This window comes from Arthrobacter sp. WCS2018Hpa-7 (genome assembly GCF_031843805.1).
Taxonomy (GTDB): Bacteria; Actinomycetota; Actinomycetes; order Actinomycetales; family Micrococcaceae; genus Arthrobacter.
Genome location: NZ_JAVTJB010000034.1, coordinates 20,656 through 34,722, shown reverse-complemented (window position 1 = coordinate 34,722; position 14,067 = coordinate 20,656). Strand labels below are relative to the sequence as shown.

At 64.4% G+C, this 14,067-nt stretch carries 14 protein-coding genes; 10 read left to right on the top strand and 4 right to left on the bottom strand.

Features of this window, described 5'->3' with window-relative positions:
• Nucleotides 1-75: 75 nt before the first annotated feature.
• The gene (locus tag RQH14_RS22215; RefSeq protein ID WP_311215279.1) at nt 76-1,764 is read right to left on the bottom strand and encodes a formate--tetrahydrofolate ligase; all 1,689 of its coding nucleotides are present in this window, start codon (nt 1,762-1,764) and stop codon (nt 76-78) included.
• A gap of 103 nt (nt 1,765-1,867) precedes the next feature.
• Nucleotides 1,868-3,112, bottom strand: coding sequence for a D-inositol-3-phosphate glycosyltransferase (mshA, locus tag RQH14_RS22210; RefSeq protein WP_311215278.1), 1,245 nt, complete (start codon nt 3,110-3,112; stop codon nt 1,868-1,870).
• Between the two features lie 118 nt (nt 3,113-3,230).
• Between mshA and RQH14_RS22205 the strand changes: the two genes are divergently transcribed.
• On the top strand, nt 3,231-3,749 hold the full coding sequence (locus RQH14_RS22205) for a GNAT family N-acetyltransferase (protein WP_311215277.1): 519 nt from the start codon (nt 3,231-3,233) through the stop codon (nt 3,747-3,749).
• On the opposite strand, the gene RQH14_RS22200 is transcribed toward RQH14_RS22205, so the two are convergent.
• Nucleotides 3,730-5,127, bottom strand: coding sequence for a 6-phospho-beta-glucosidase (locus tag RQH14_RS22200; RefSeq protein ID WP_311215276.1), 1,398 nt, complete (start codon nt 5,125-5,127; stop codon nt 3,730-3,732). The genes RQH14_RS22205 and RQH14_RS22200 overlap by 20 nt on opposite strands.
• Nucleotides 5,128-5,192: 65 nt before the next feature.
• Between RQH14_RS22200 and RQH14_RS22195 the strand changes: the two genes are divergently transcribed.
• The 6 genes from RQH14_RS22195 to tsaD all read left to right on the top strand — a co-directional run bounded on the left by RQH14_RS22195 (nt 5,193) and on the right by tsaD (nt 10,563).
• Nucleotides 5,193-6,287: a carbohydrate kinase family protein gene (locus tag RQH14_RS22195; RefSeq protein WP_311215275.1), complete on the top strand. Its 1,095-nt coding sequence runs from the start codon at nt 5,193-5,195 to the stop codon at nt 6,285-6,287.
• Nucleotides 6,288-6,368: 81 nt separating this feature from the next.
• Nucleotides 6,369-7,622: an alanine racemase gene (alr, locus tag RQH14_RS22190; RefSeq protein WP_311215274.1), complete on the top strand. Its 1,254-nt coding sequence runs from the start codon at nt 6,369-6,371 to the stop codon at nt 7,620-7,622.
• The gene (tsaE, locus tag RQH14_RS22185) at nt 7,619-8,188 is read left to right on the top strand and encodes a tRNA (adenosine(37)-N6)-threonylcarbamoyltransferase complex ATPase subunit type 1 TsaE (RefSeq protein WP_311215273.1); all 570 of its coding nucleotides are present in this window, start codon (nt 7,619-7,621) and stop codon (nt 8,186-8,188) included. The genes alr and tsaE overlap by 4 nt, the downstream gene beginning before the upstream one ends.
• A complete protein-coding gene (gene tsaB / locus RQH14_RS22180; protein ID WP_311215272.1) occupies nt 8,188-8,859 on the top strand; it encodes a tRNA (adenosine(37)-N6)-threonylcarbamoyltransferase complex dimerization subunit type 1 TsaB in 672 nt (223 codons plus the stop codon). The genes tsaE and tsaB overlap by 1 nt, the downstream gene beginning before the upstream one ends.
• Before the next feature lie 13 nt (nt 8,860-8,872).
• Nucleotides 8,873-9,370 carry a ribosomal protein S18-alanine N-acetyltransferase gene (gene rimI / locus RQH14_RS22175; protein WP_311215271.1) on the top strand — a complete coding sequence of 166 codons (498 nt, stop codon included), beginning with the start codon at nt 8,873-8,875 and terminating at the stop codon, nt 9,368-9,370.
• Entirely contained in the window at nt 9,367-10,563 is a 1,197-nt protein-coding gene (gene tsaD, locus RQH14_RS22170) for a tRNA (adenosine(37)-N6)-threonylcarbamoyltransferase complex transferase subunit TsaD (RefSeq protein WP_311215270.1), read from the top strand. The genes rimI and tsaD overlap by 4 nt, the downstream gene beginning before the upstream one ends.
• On the opposite strand, the gene RQH14_RS22165 is transcribed toward tsaD, so the two are convergent.
• Nucleotides 10,560-11,711 carry a glutamate--cysteine ligase gene (locus RQH14_RS22165; protein ID WP_311215269.1) on the bottom strand — a complete coding sequence of 384 codons (1,152 nt, stop codon included), beginning with the start codon at nt 11,709-11,711 and terminating at the stop codon, nt 10,560-10,562. The two genes, tsaD and RQH14_RS22165, sit on opposite strands and share 4 nt — an antisense overlap.
• 166 nt (nt 11,712-11,877) lie before the next feature.
• On the opposite strand from RQH14_RS22165, the gene RQH14_RS22160 reads away from it, so the two are divergent.
• From RQH14_RS22160 to RQH14_RS22150, 3 genes are all read left to right on the top strand, one after another.
• Nucleotides 11,878-13,029 (top strand): GTP-binding protein, encoded by a 1,152-nt coding sequence (locus RQH14_RS22160; RefSeq protein ID WP_311215268.1) that lies wholly within the window; start codon nt 11,878-11,880, stop codon nt 13,027-13,029.
• Nucleotides 13,030-13,067: 38 nt separating this feature from the next.
• On the top strand, nt 13,068-13,190 hold the full coding sequence (gene ykgO, locus RQH14_RS22155) for a type B 50S ribosomal protein L36 (RefSeq protein WP_011775528.1): 123 nt from the start codon (nt 13,068-13,070) through the stop codon (nt 13,188-13,190).
• Nucleotides 13,191-13,253: 63 nt separating this feature from the next.
• Nucleotides 13,254-14,066, top strand: coding sequence for a shikimate 5-dehydrogenase (locus RQH14_RS22150; protein ID WP_311215267.1), 813 nt, complete (start codon nt 13,254-13,256; stop codon nt 14,064-14,066).
• The last annotated feature ends 1 nt before the right edge of the window (nt 14,067 follow it).

The following is a 14,067-nucleotide window of genomic DNA, read 5'->3' as shown; positions in this document are numbered from 1 at the left end:
GTGAGAGAGCGTGGGTCTGGAGGGTGTGGGATGTGAGAGAGCGTGGGTCTGGAGGGCGGGGGATGTGAGAGAGGGCTAGAAGAGGCCCGTGGGTTGTCCTTCAGCATCCACATCCATGCGCATCGCGGCCGGTTCCTTGGGCAGTCCGGGCATGGTCATGACAGCGCCGGTCAACGCGACGATGAACCCGGCGCCGGTCTTGGGGATCAGCTCGCGGACGTGCACCGTGAATCCCTTGGGTGCTCCCAACCGGGAGGCGTCGTCGGTGAAGGAGTACTGTGTTTTGGCCATGCAAACGGGGAAGCCGGACCAGCCGTTATTTTCGATCTCCACCAGGCGCTTCAGGGCAGGAACCGAGAATTCGACGCCGTCGGCCCCGTAGATCTCCTGCACGATGGTGCGGATCTTGTCCTCCACAGGAATTTCCAGTGGGTAGAGGTGGTGGAAATCGGAGGGCGCGTCCAGCGCAGCTGCCACCTTCGCAGCGAGGTCGTCACCGCCGTCGCCTCCTCCGCCCCGGCCCCAGACATCGGCGACGGCGGCTTCCACGCCTTCCGCGGCGCACCAGGCGAGCAGCCACTCCAGTTCCTCGGGGGTGTCCGTGGCGAACTTGTTGATGGACACGATGGGGGAGATACCGAACTTAGCGACGTTGCGGACGTGCCTCCGGAGGTTCTCCACCCCGGCGGCCACGGCCTCGACGTTGGGTTGGCTGAGTTGGTCCTTGGGAACCCCGCCCTGCATCTTGAGGGCCCTGATGGTCGCGACCACCACGACGGCGGATGGCGCCACCGCGGCGATTCTCGCCTTGATGTCCATGTACTTTTCGGCGCCGAGGTCTGCCCCGAATCCGGCTTCGGTGACCACGATGTCGGCGAGTTGCATGGCCGTGCTGGTGGCGATCAACGAGTTGCAGCCGTGGGCGATGTTGGCGAAAGGGCCGCCATGGACCAAAGCAGGTGTCCCGGCGATGGTCTGGACGAGGTTGGGTTTGATGGCGTCCTTCAACAGCATGGTCAGGGCACCCTCAACGCCGAGGTCGGCAACGGTGACCGGCGCGCGATCGTAGGTGTAGCCAAAAGTGATCCGGCCCAGCCGCGAGCGGAGGTCGTCCAAGTCCGTCGCCAGGCAGAAGACCGCCATGATTTCGGACGCGACAGTGATGTCGAAGCCGTCCTGCCGGGGCACGCCCTGCACAGGGCCGCCGAGGCCGATGACCACTTCCCGCAGGGAGCGGTCGTTCATGTCCAGCACGCGTTTGAAGGTCATGCGGCGGGGATCGATACCGAGCTCATTGCCTTGGAAAATATGGTTGTCCACCAATGCCATGAGTGCGTTGTTGGCGGACGTGATCGCGTGGAAGTCGCCGGTGAAGTGCAGGTTGATGTCGTCCATGGGCAACACCTGCGAGTAACCACCGCCGGTGGCTCCGCCCTTCATGCCCAGGATGGGACCCAAGGAAGGCTCGCGCAGGGCGATCATCACTTTGTGTCCGGCGCGTGCCAGTGAGTCTGCGAGCCCCACGGTGGTGGTGGACTTCCCTTCACCGGCAGGGGTGGGGGACATGGCGGACACCAGCACCACCTTGCCAGGTGCCGTGCGCGCCGGGAGTACCAACTTGGCCGGATTGATCTTGGCCTTGTAGGGCCCATACAACTCAAGGGCGTCCACTGTGATGCCTGCGCGTTGGGCGATGTCCACAATGGGCAGGATGGTGGCGTTGCGGGCAATATCAAGATCAGACATGACCTTGTTTTCAGACATCGTTGTCCTTCGGCTGGGTGTCCCTGCAGCGGGGTTGGTGCTGCAGGCGTTGGTTCGCTGTGCGCGACAATCTATCAGTCCCGGCGGGGGTTTCAGCGAAGACTCAGCGCCGGGGAACCAGCAGGCCGCCCACTGCTTCACGGTAGCTTTCCAGGGTGATGGCTGCCGTCCGCTGCCATCCGAAGGATTCGGCGTGGGTGGCCGCCAACCGGCCCATGTCTTCCCGGGTCTGGACGTCGTCGTAAAGGTCTTCCAGGGCGTCTGCCCAGTCGGAGGGGTCGTGCCCGTCCACCAGCATGCCGGTGCGCCCGTCAGAAATGGCGCGGGACAGTCCGCCCACGTTGGTAGCCACCACGGGTGTACCGCACGCCTGTGCTTCCAAGGCCACCAAACCGAAGGATTCGCTGAACGACGGCATGACCACGACGTCTGCTGAACGGAACCAACTGGCCAGCTCCGGCGCCACTACAGGCGGCCGGTGAGTGACGACGTCGGCCAGTCCGGCATCTTCGATGATGTGCTGAAGGTTGAAATCCTTGGCCCCGCTGAGCGATCCCAGGATGGTCATCTCAAGGTCAATGTCCGGCCGGCGCTTGCGCAGGATTCCTGCGGCTTTGACGAACACCTGGGGGCCTTTGAGCCGTTGGATGCGGCCGGCGAAGAGGATATGGAAACTGTCCGGCCTGACATCCCGCAGCGAACGTGACTTCCGCCGGAAGGACGGTGTGAACACTTTGAGGTCCACGCCCGGCGGGGCGACGTCTATCCGGTCAAGATCGGCTCCGTAGTGGGAAACCAGCTCTTCGGCTTCGGCAGGAGTGTTGGCTACCAGACGGGCTGCGCCATCCACGATCCGCTGCTCACCCTCCTCGCGGCGACGGGGCTCGGGGCGTTCACCGGATTCGAGGACCAGGTTTTTGACCTTGGCCATGGTGTGCATGGTGTGGACCAGCGGAACACCCCAAAGTTGGGACAATTCAAGCCCTGCCACCCCGGATACCCAGTAGTGGGAATGGATGGCGTCGTAACGGCCGTGAAGTTGGCTTCCCCGGATCCTGTCGATTTCTTCCACCATCTGGTGCAGAAGGGCCGGCAATTCTTCTTTGGGCAGTTTCCGGCGTGGCCCGGCCATGACGTTGTGGACGCAGACGCCGGGCCCTGGATGTTCGACGGCGGCTTGGCCCGCTTTGGTGGAACGGGTAAAGATTTCCACCTCCACACCGGACTCCGCGAGTGCCATGGCCAACGCCCGGACGTAGACGTTCATCCCACCGGCATCGCCGGCACCCGGCTGCTCCATGGGGGAGGTGTGCAGGGACAGGAACGCCACACGACGGATCAACGGCACCGCATTCCTCCTGACACTCACAGCAAACAGCAAACACGCCTTTGCCCTGCAGAAAACACTACTCCTGCTGATCAAAGCCATCCCAAGGCAACCCGGTTATGTGGACAAGGCTGCTAGCGTGGCCGCTGTGAGCCAAGAACAGACTTTCGACATCCGCACAGCCACCCCTGGGGACTGGCCCGGTATCTGGGCCATCCTGGAGCCGGTGATCCGCGACGGCGAGACCTTCACCTGGGATCGCGACACCTCCGAGGAAGCGGCCAGGAACAAGTGGACCAAGGACGCTCCCGGCCAGACATTTGTGGCGGTGGGCAAGGACACGGGCGAGATCCTGGGAACAGGGGAGTTCCATGCCAACCAAGCCGGCGGCGGCAGCCACATTGCCAACGCCGGGTACATGGTGGGGGCGAACAACTCAGGCCAGGGCATCGCCCGCGCCCTCTGCGCCTATTCGCTGAGTGAGGCCAAGGCTGCAGGCTTCTACGCCATGCAGTACAACGCCGTGGTGGAGAGCAACGTCCGGGCAGTGTGGCTCTGGCAGTCCATGGGGTTCCGGATCCTCGCTACGGTCCCTGATGCCTTTGACCATCCGGAGATCGGATACGTCGGCCTGCACGTCATGTATCGGAAGCTGTAGGGCCCCATAACTGCGCCAGTTCGGGAAAGGCTGCCTCGTATCCGTTGAGGAGTTGTTCGCCCAACTCCGCCGATCCGATCAAGGGATGCGCCGCGAAAGCACCAACGGCAGCGCTGCGCTCTCCATGCACCACGGCGCGGATGGTCAACCGCTCCACCTCCTTGACATGCTGCATCAGGGTGAGGAACTGCCCGCCCGGCCGTTCCTGCGCAAGCGGCAACGCGCCGTCGGGCGTTACGTCGCAGGGAACCTCGACGACGGCGTCCGCCGGCAGCCCGGGTACGGCCACGCCCGCTGTGGCCAGGCTGCCTGCTCGCGACACCGGTGAGTTGGGCACGTTCAGAATCAGCTGGGCAGAACCCCCGCCTGACAGTGCACGCATCACGGACAACGCCACCCGCTCATAGCCACCGCCTGCGAGATCCGACTCGTCCCGTTGCTCCCCGTGCGTGCGGGCTTCGGCCAGGTAGCCTTCTTCACGGGACCGGCGTGCGCTGTCCCACAGCTCAAAGGCGTGCGGGGCCCGGGCCAGGGCCGGATACAGGGCACTCTGCTGGTGATGGATGGATGCCCCACGCGTTTCCTGCTGCCGGCGGATGGCGTCGGTGGCCTGCGTCGTTTGGTAGTAGTAATAAAGGTATTCGTTGGGCAGGCAGCCAAGCTGCAGCAGGGTGTGCTGCCCAAACAGCCTGCCCTCTTCCATGGCCTCAAGGGCGGCGTGGTCGGAAAGCAGGCCCGGCAACAGATCCTGCCCGCCGGGTGCCAGCCGATAAAGCCAGCCGAGGTGGTTCAGGCCGAAGTAGCCCACGCCGTCGAGCGTTCCTTCTGCCAGCGGCGCGCCAACGGCCCGCGCCGCCCGCTGGACCAGGCCACCGGCGGAATCGCAGATACCGATCACTTTGCGCCCCAGCACTGGCTCCAGCGCTTCGGTGACCATGCCGGCGGGGTTGGTGAAATTGATGAGCCACGCCTCGGGGCAATGGCGACGCATCGCTTCGGCGAGCTCCAGCATGCGGGGGATGGAACGGAGGGCGTAGGAGATGCCGCCGGCGCCTGTGGTTTCCTGCCCGAGCAAGCCCAGGTCCAAGGCCACGCGTTCGTCGGCGATCCTTCCGGCAGTGCCACCCGGGCGGATGGCGGCAAAGACCATGTCCGCCCCAGTGAGGGCCTCCGGCAGATCCGTGGAGACCACGACGACGGGCGCGGAACCGGCCGCTGGGGGCATGTCTCCAATAACGGCCTCGATGGCTGCGAGCCGTGCGGCGTCGACGTCGTACAGCACCAGCTCGTCAACCAGCCCGGCGAACGGACCCGCGCATAAAGCACGGTAAACAAGGGGTACCCGGAAGCCGCCGCCGCCGGCAATCATGAGCCGCATGACCCGAGTCTATGCAGGCCTCCACATCTATGCAGCCCAGTACGGTGCAGCGTAGTCTGCGGTGCATGGACGCTATGCCCCAGCGACGTTTTGATCCCCTTGCTTCCCTCCGGCCCACTGCGGACCAGCAGTGCGACCTCCTCCTGACAGGGACGGTCTTTCAGGACATCATCTTCACGGGTCTTCCGCACTCCCCTGAACCCGGCACGGAGATCTGGAGCGAGGGCATGGGAAGCTGCCCGGGCGGGGTAGCCAACCAAGCCATCGCCGCTGCGCGCCTGGGCCTGCGCACCAACCTTGCCGCGACCTTCGGGGACGACGGGTACGGGGACTACAACTGGCAGATCCTTGAAAGCCAGGAACACGTGGACCTCTCGCTGTCGAGAAAAGTGCCGGGCTGGCACTCACCCGTCACAGTTTCCCTCTGCGTCAACCAGGACCGGTCCATGGTCACCCACGGGCACCCCGCCCCGATCAGTTCTTCCGAGCTGATAGGGCAACCGCCCAAGGCGCTCGCCGCCGTCGCCGATCTGGGTGAGGAAATGGAACCGTGGATGCTGGCGGCCAAGGAAGCGGGCACCAAGCTTTTTGGCGTGGTGGGCTGGGATCCCACGGGGGAGTGGTCCGAACGGCGCCTGGATCTTTTGGAGAACTTCCATGCCTTCCTGCCCAATGCGCCCGAAGCCATGGCCTTTACCGGCAAGGCGGACCCTTGGGCGGCCCTGTACTCCTTGGCAGACCGGGTGCCCGTGGCCGTGGTGACGCTCGGCCCGCAGGGTGCCGTGGCGGTGGACTCCGAGACCGGCGAGGAAGAATGGGTGCCTTCCCTGCCGGTGTCCGCCTACGATCCCACCGGTGCGGGCGACTGTTTTGGGGCTGCCTTCATTGTGGGGTGCCTGGCGGGGTGGAGGCTGGGGGACCGGCTCCGGTTCGCGAACCTCTGTGCCTCCCTGGCCGTCCAGGAAGTGGGCGGTTCGCTGGCAGCCCCCGGTTGGGGCGACATCGCCGACTGGTGGCAGCGGGCCAACGCGCGGAAGGAACGCCAGTCCAGCCAGTGGCTTCGGCGCTTCGCGTTCTTGGAACCCATAGTCAAGGACATCCCGGCGGAAGCGCAGCGACGCGCGCGGGCGACGATCGCCCATTTGTCGGACGCGCAGTAGCGACTCGCCATCCCGACGCGCAGCGGGCATCGGACGGCAGGCAGTTAACCCGAATTCACCGGCACCACTAGAATCTCTAGGGTGACTTACGAAGCAGCTGCAGATATCGGTATCGGGTCGAAAGCCTCCATAACAAAGTCGGCGGTGCTGGAACGCTCCGCCGTGATTGACCTCGAAGCCGTGCGGCACAACGTGCGTCAGTTCGTCGCCATCGCGTCCCCTGCTACGGTCATGGCCGTCGTGAAGGCGGACGCTTACGGTCACGGAGCCGTCCAGGTGGCACGTGCAGCGCTCGACGCCGGGGCGGCCTGGCTCGGTGTAGCGCACATTTCCGAGGCGCTCGCCTTGCGCGCCGCCGGTGTGGATGCCCCGTTGCTCGCCTGGCTGCACACCCGTGAGAGCAACTTCCAAGCGGCAGTCGCCGCCGGCATCGACGTCGGAATTTCCGGCTGGGAGTTGGACTCCGTGGTCGCGGCAGCCCGCGAACAGGAACGGCCCGCACGAGTCCACCTCAAGGTGGACACCGGCCTGGGACGTAACGGCTGCCCCATTGCCGATTGGGACCAATTGGTTGGCCAGGCCATGGAGTACCAGGATCAAGGCCTGTTGCGCGTGGTGGGTATCTTCTCGCACCTCGCTGTCGCGGACGAGCCGCACCGCCCGGAAACGGATGAGCAGTTGGCCGTCTTCCGGGAGGCAATCGCCATGGCCGAGGACGCCGGAGTGGACATGGAAGTCCGGCATATCGCCAACACCCCCGCCACGCTGTCCCGCCCGGACTCACACTTCGATCTCGTGCGCGTGGGCCTCGGCATCTACGGACTCTCGCCCTTCGAAGGTGCTACATCCGCTGAGCTTGGCCTTCACCCGGCCATGACAGTCCGCACGCTCCTGTCCAACTGCAAGAAGGTCCCTGCCGGCCAGGGCGTCTCCTACGGCCTCAACTACCGGACGAGCGGGGAAAGCACGCTGGGCCTGGTGCCGTTGGGCTACGCCGACGGTGTGCCGCGCATTGCCACCGGCGGCCCGGTCCGTGTCAACGGCACCAACTACCCGGTGGTGGGCAGGATCGCGATGGACCAGATGGTCATCGACCTCGGCACGCTGACGACCGACGAGGCAGCTGCATTCAAGGGCGCAGAAGCCGTCATGCTCGGCGACGGTGCCGACGGCGGTCCCACGGCTGACGATTGGGCCGCGGCTGCGGGGACCAACAACTATGAAATCGTTACCCGGATCAGCCCGCGGGTGCCACGCACTTACATCAACGAGGTGCCTGCGCAGGCAGAGGCCCACAAGGCTGCCGGCCACGCGACAGAGACGGCAGCGCTGTGAGCGAACCCCAATGGGAGCGCACCCTGACGGTCACGACGGCGGAGCAGACGCACGCGCTCGCAGCAACTTTGGGAGGGGTGCTTGAGGCCGGGGATCTTCTGGTGCTGACGGGCGAACTGGGTGCTGGAAAGACGACGTTCACCCAAGGGCTGGGCGAAGGCCTTGGCGTCCGCGCCGGCATCATTTCCCCCACGTTTGTGTTGGTCAGGATCCACCCCAATCTGGCCGATGGCCCCAGGCCCGGCGGCCCCGACCTGGTTCATGTGGATGCCTACCGGCTGGAGTCGGCTGCGGAGATCGACGACATCGACCTGGAGAACACCATGGACACCGCGGTCACCGTGGTGGAGTGGGGCCGGTACCGGGTGGAGCACCTCTCGGACAGCCGCCTGGAAGTTGACCTGCACAGGTCCGTAGGTGGGGAGAGCCCGGCAACCGGTGACGTCATGGACTTCGATACCGATGACGACGACGAACCCCGCACCCTTGTTTTCCGTGGATACGGTCCCCGCTGGACCGAAGCTCCGCGACTTCTCGAAACCACGTCACCAGAGGAAGGCAACTGATGCTGATCCTGGCCATAGACACTTCCGCGGTGGCCAGTGCCGCACTGATTTCCGATGACGCCATGGAAAGCGTGGTGGATTCCTTCGCTACTGAGGACACCCGCAGCCATGCCGAAGTCCTGGCTCCTGGAATCGAAAAGCTCCTGGCCGGCGCGGGCGTTACGGGCGCCGATATCGATGCAATCGTCACCGGAGTGGGACCGGGCCCGTTCACGGGCCTGCGCTCCGGCATTGCGACCGCCCGAACTTTGGCTTTCGTCTGGAACAAGCCCCTGTATGGCCTGATGAGCTTGGACGCGATCGCCCTTGAGGTGGCCGAGTCCACATCCGCTGCTCCTGAGTTCCTGGTGGCCACCGACGCCAGGCGCAAGGAGGTTTACTGGGCGCGTTACACCCTGGCGGACGGCCAACTGCCGGAGCTTGTCGACGGTCCGCATGTGGGCTTCGCTGCCGGGCTTCCTGACTTGCCGGTGTTCGGCGCCGGCGCAGGTTTGTACGTCGGGGTCCTGAATGCCAACGAGGACTTTGCCCAGACCCAGCCTGACGCAGCATCGCTGGGCCAGTTTGCCTTGGCCAAGCTCACCGCCGGGCAAGCCCTGCTGGACTCCACTCCGCTGTATCTGCGGGAATCCGATGCCCAGGTTCCCGGGCCACGGAAGCGTGCGCTGTGAAGGGACGCGAACTGTGAAATTGTCACCCAAGCTTGAGCTCGCAGGGGTTTCCCTGCGCGACATGACCGAAGCCGACATTCCGGCAGTGGAGACCCTGGAACGCCGATTGTTCCCCGTGGACGCCTGGCCGTTGCAAATGTTCTTCGATGAATTGGCGCAGCCCGAAACCCGTCGTTACCTGGTGGCTGAGGTCGCCGGGGAGATCGTGGCTTATGCAGGGTTGATGTGCATCGAGCCGATCGCAGACGTCCAGACGATCGCCGTCGTGCCTGAGTTTGAAGGCAAGGGCATCGGCTCCGCTGTCTTGACCGAACTCATCGACGAAGCACGGCGGCGCCGGGCGGCGGACGTCCTGCTGGAGGTCCGGGCAGACAACCCCCGTGCCCAGCAACTGTACGTGCGGTTCGGCTTCGAGCAGATCCACGTCCGACCCCGCTACTACCGGGACGGCACGGATGCGCTGATCATGCGGCTTGAACTGAATAAACCCCACGAAGGAGACACAGCGTGAGCGGCGCTCATCCGGAACAGCCCAAGCAACCATTGGTGCTCGGCATCGAGTCCTCGTGCGACGAGACCGGCGTAGGGATCGTGCGGGGCACCACGCTGCTCACCAACACGGTGTCCTCGTCCATGGAAGAGCACGTACGTTTTGGGGGCGTTATCCCGGAGATCGCTTCGCGTGCGCACCTGGACGCGTTTGTCCCCACCTTGCAGGAGTCCCTGCATGAGGCTGGTGTCACGTTGGAGGACATTGATGCTATTGCCGTCACGTCGGGACCCGGCCTCGCCGGCGCGCTGATGGTGGGGGTCTGTGCCGCGAAAGCGTTGGCTGTCGCCACTGGCAAGCCGCTGTACGCCATTAACCACTTGGTGGCGCACGTTGGCGTGGGGCTTCTGGACAGGCGGCCCGCCTCCAACGGAAAGCCTGCGGATGGCAAGCACGACGCCGGGGCTGCCGCCGGCCTGGGTGCCGGAAAGTTACCCGGGAACCTCGGTGCGCTGCTGGTATCGGGTGGGCACACGGAAATCCTGCGGATCCGGAGCATCACCGATGACGTTGAGCTGCTGGGCTCAACCATCGACGACGCCGCGGGTGAAGCCTATGACAAAGTAGCCCGCATCCTTGGCCTCGGCTACCCGGGTGGACCTGCCATCGACAAACTGGCACGCCAAGGCAATCCCAAATCCATCCGTTTCCCGCGCGGCCTCTCGCAGCCCAAATACATGGGTACGGCGGAGGAGAAGGGCCCGCACCGCTATGACTGGTCTTTCAGCGGCCTGAAGACAGCTGTGGCCCGGTGCGTTGAACAGTTCGAGGCCCGTGGCGAGGAAGTCCCCGTCGCAGACATCGCCGCGGCGTTCCAGGAAGCCGTGGTGGACGTGATCAGTTCCAAGGCGGTCCTGGCCTGCAAGGAGCACGGGATCACTGACGTGCTGCTGGGTGGGGGTGTTGCAGCGAACTCGCGCCTGCGGGAACTGACCGGGCAACGCTGTGCGTCGGCCGGGATCACACTTCACGTTCCGCCGCTGGACCTCTGCACGGACAACGGTGCCATGGTGGCGGCCCTTGGCGCCCAACTGATCATGGCCGGCATTGGCCCGAGCGGAATTGGGTTCGCTCCGGATTCCTCCATGCCGGTGACTACGGTCTCAGTGCCTGCCCAGGTTCGCGCCCAGGCAGGCGCAGTCCCCAACTCCTAGGCGTCCGGCCCTTTGCGCATTTGCTGCACGAGGTCCATGACCACGGCCTGCAGGTCCCCGTTGTGCTCGGCGGCAACACGCCGTTGGCGCTGGTAGCTGGCTCCACGTTCGATGATTTTCAGGACGTCTGCCAGTTCCTCGGAGCAACCCAGCTTTTCCGCCACAGGTTCAAGCCGCGCAACGGTTTCCGCGAGGTGTTCGGTGACCAGCTGTTCGTTGCCCTCGGCGTCGAGGATGATGATGGCTTCCATGCCGTACCGCGCGGCACGCCATTTATTCTCCTGCACATGCCATGGCGGCATGGTGGGGATGCTGCCGCCGGCGTCCAGGATGGAGGAGAACTCGTCCACCAGGCACTGGGTCAGCGCAGCAATGGCGCCAACTTCTTCAAGCGTGGCCAGGCCATCGCAGATGCGCATTTCGATGGTGCCCAGGTTTGAGACGGGGCGGATGTCCCAGCGGATCTCGGATGTCGAGTCGATGACTCCGGTGGTGAACATGTCCTGGACGTAGGACTCGTACGCCTCCCAGGTTTCGAACTGGAAGGGCAATCCGGCGGTAGGGAGTTGCTGGAACATGAGGGCACGCTGGGAGGCGTACCCGGTTTCTTCCCCGGCCCAGTAAGGGCTGGAGGCGGACAGTGCCTGGAAGTGCGGGAAGTAGTTGACCAGGCCGTCGAGGACGGGGAGCACTTTGTCCCGGCGGTCGATGCCCACGTGGACGTGGACGCCGTAGATGACCATTTGGCGTCCCCACCACTGGGTCCGCTCAATCAGCTTGGCGTAGCGCTCTTTGTCCGTGACTGGCTGGAGCAGGGGAGGGCTGAAGGGGTGGCTGCCTGCGCAGAACACTTCAACACCCATGGGATCGGTGACTTCGCGGACCGCGGCGAGGGAACGGCCAAGGTCCTCTTTGGCGTCCTTGACGGTCTCGCAGATGCCGGTGACGAGTTCAACGGTGTTGAGGAGCAGTTCGCGTTTGATATGGGGGTGTTCGTCGTCTTCATTGAGGTCCGGGTGGTTGGCAGCGACGCCTTTCAGGACATCGTTCGCTACTGATACCAGTTCCCCGGTACGTGCATTGACGAGCGCCAACTCCCATTCCACACCCAGTGTCGATTGCCTGGATGGCGCAAAATCAATCTGCACGTAGTCCCCTCATTGTGTCGTGTCAGCCGGGCACGGTTCCCCGCTGCGGGGCCGCCAGCGGTCGGATCAAGTCTAATGCAGCGGGAACGCCGGTGATATCGGCAGAAACATGAGGCGAAGCCTGCCCTCATTTGCTAATGAGAACTGTTCGCATTAGACTCTAGCCATGCACCTCACAGTAGTCAGTTCCCTGGACAGCCAATGCCGCGAGGCAGCCACCGCAAGGCTCGGCCAAACCCACGAGAACTCCGTGGTGGTCCTCCACGATCTCCTGGACGGTTCCCTGGTCCTCCGACGTGTCTACCGCGGCGGTCAGCTGTTCGAACGCGAAACCACGGTCCTGGAGCATGGTTGCCTCAGCTGCACCGTCCGCCTTGACATAGTCCCCACGGCGGAACGCCTCGCAGCCTGCGGCTTCGACCACGTGGTCCTGGGCCTCCCACCGGGAGTCGCGGCAGGAATGGCCGTCGCAGAACTTCGCCGTGGACTCAGCCAGCCGGCCGTCATGGACAATGCAGTGCTGGCCATGGACCCGGCGGATTTGGACGACCACATTTGGGACCGGCACACCCTGTTCGAATCCGGGTTCACCTCCATGCCCCAGGATGAGCGCACCAGTGGCGAATTCCTGATCGGTGAGTTCGGCCAAGTGGACACCGTGATGGTTTCCCCGGGTCTGGGAGCGGTATTGACCGGGGATCCGCGTGAAGGATCGGAGGCTTGGCTGGTTGGCCTGGAATTGCTGGGCCAGTTGGCGCCCCATGCCAACGCCGTCGGGTCGGCCGGGGAATTCCGGCCAGGTTGCTTCGACGATGCTGAAGCAGCGGCACGTAACCGGCCCGGCGTCGTGCGTGTGCCCCTGAGTGAAACGCCAGGTCCCTTCCGGACCGTGCTCCACAAGGCGGGCCGTCCCCTTCATCCCGGACGCTTCCGGGATGCGCTGCCACAGCTGGCCATCGGTACGCACTGGCTGCGCGGCCGGCTGTGGATCGCCTCCGCGCCAACACGGCGGATCGCCGTCCAGGGCATAGGACCCAGGGTCTGGCTCGAAAGTACCGGGAACTGGCTGGCCGACTCAGCAGGATCCGCCCCTGGCGAGGGGGCCACTGGAAAGGCCGGCTCCGACGTCGAGGCGTTCCTGGACTGGCATCCACACCACGGCGACCGGGGCACCGTCCTTGCCATCACCGGACGTTCCGAGGACATCGACCCCACGGAAATCCGCGAGCTCCTGGACGGCTGCCAACTGACGGAGGCCGAAATGACACTGGACTCCGGCGTCTGGGACGACCCCCTGGAACTCAGCGACGCCCTCTAATCCGAAACACCAGCACCCACATCAAAGGAGAAAACACCATGAAGGTCAGGAATTCGCTGCGTGCCCTCAAGAAGATCCCCGGTGCGCAGATCGTGCGCAGGCGGGGGCGCACCTTCGTCATCAACAAGAACAACCCGCGGATGAAGGCTCGCCAGGGCTAACCCACGGACGTCTCAGAAGTGCGGTGAATACACGGCTCTACCAAGAGGGCGTTTAATGGGGGAATGCCAATCCTGAACAAAGACATGTCCCTGTGCATTTCGCTTGCGGCCCGGCCCAGCAATATCGGGACCAGGTTCCACAATTATCTTTACGATCTGCTCGGCCTGAACTTTGTTTACAAGGCATTCGCCCCCGCTGACATCACCCTCGCGGTAGCGGGCATCCGCGGCCTCCCCATCCGGGGTGCCGCGGTGTCCATGCCTTACAAAGAAGCGGTCATCCCGCTGGTTGATGTGATGGACCCGTCGGCACAGGCCATTGATTCGGTGAACACCATCGTCAACAACGACGGCGTCCTGACCGCCTACAACACGGACTACATCGCCATTGCCCGGCTCCTGAAGGACCATCAGGTTCCCAGCAGCCACACTGTACTCCTCAGGGGTGCCGGCGGGATGGCCAAGGCCGTAGCCGCAGCACTCCGGGACGCAGGGTTCGCCGCCGTCACTATCGTGGCCCGCAATGAGACCACAGGACGGGCGCTTGCGGATCTCTACGGATTCGGCTGGCAGGACGATGTCAACGGCTCAACAGCGGACCTGATCATCAACGTCACCCCGCTGGGGATGGCTGGTGCGGACGAAATGGCCCAATCCTTCGATGACGAGACAATCTCTGCTGCGCAGGTGGTGTTCGACGTCGTTGCGCTGCCTTCGGAGACGCCGCTCATCACCGCTGCCAGGAACTCCGGCAAGAAGGTCATCACTGGGGCCGAGGTCATCGCCATCCAGGCCGAAGAACAATTCGTGCTGTATACGGGCGTGCGCCCCAGTGCCGGGCAGGTCCGCGAAGCCTCGGAGTTCTCCCGCCGCTGAG

Bases quoted from the DNA above. Each gene is read 5' to 3' on its own strand.
- RQH14_RS22215 (WP_311215279.1), bottom strand. From the start codon at position 1,764: ATGTCTGAAAACAAGGTCATGTCTGATCTTGATATTGCCCGCAACGCC.
- RQH14_RS22200 (WP_311215276.1), bottom strand. From the start codon at position 5,127: ATGCGGCTCATGATTGCCGGCGGCGGCGGCTTCCGGGTACCCCTTGTT.
- RQH14_RS22195 (WP_311215275.1), top strand. From the start codon at position 5,193: ATGGACGCTATGCCCCAGCGACGTTTTGATCCCCTTGCTTCCCTCCGG.
- tsaB (WP_311215272.1), top strand. From the start codon at position 8,188: ATGCTGATCCTGGCCATAGACACTTCCGCGGTGGCCAGTGCCGCACTG.
- RQH14_RS22160 (WP_311215268.1), top strand. From the start codon at position 11,878: ATGCACCTCACAGTAGTCAGTTCCCTGGACAGCCAATGCCGCGAGGCA.
- ykgO (WP_011775528.1), top strand. From the start codon at position 13,068: ATGAAGGTCAGGAATTCGCTGCGTGCCCTCAAGAAGATCCCCGGTGCG.
- RQH14_RS22150 (WP_311215267.1), top strand. From the start codon at position 13,254: ATGCCAATCCTGAACAAAGACATGTCCCTGTGCATTTCGCTTGCGGCC.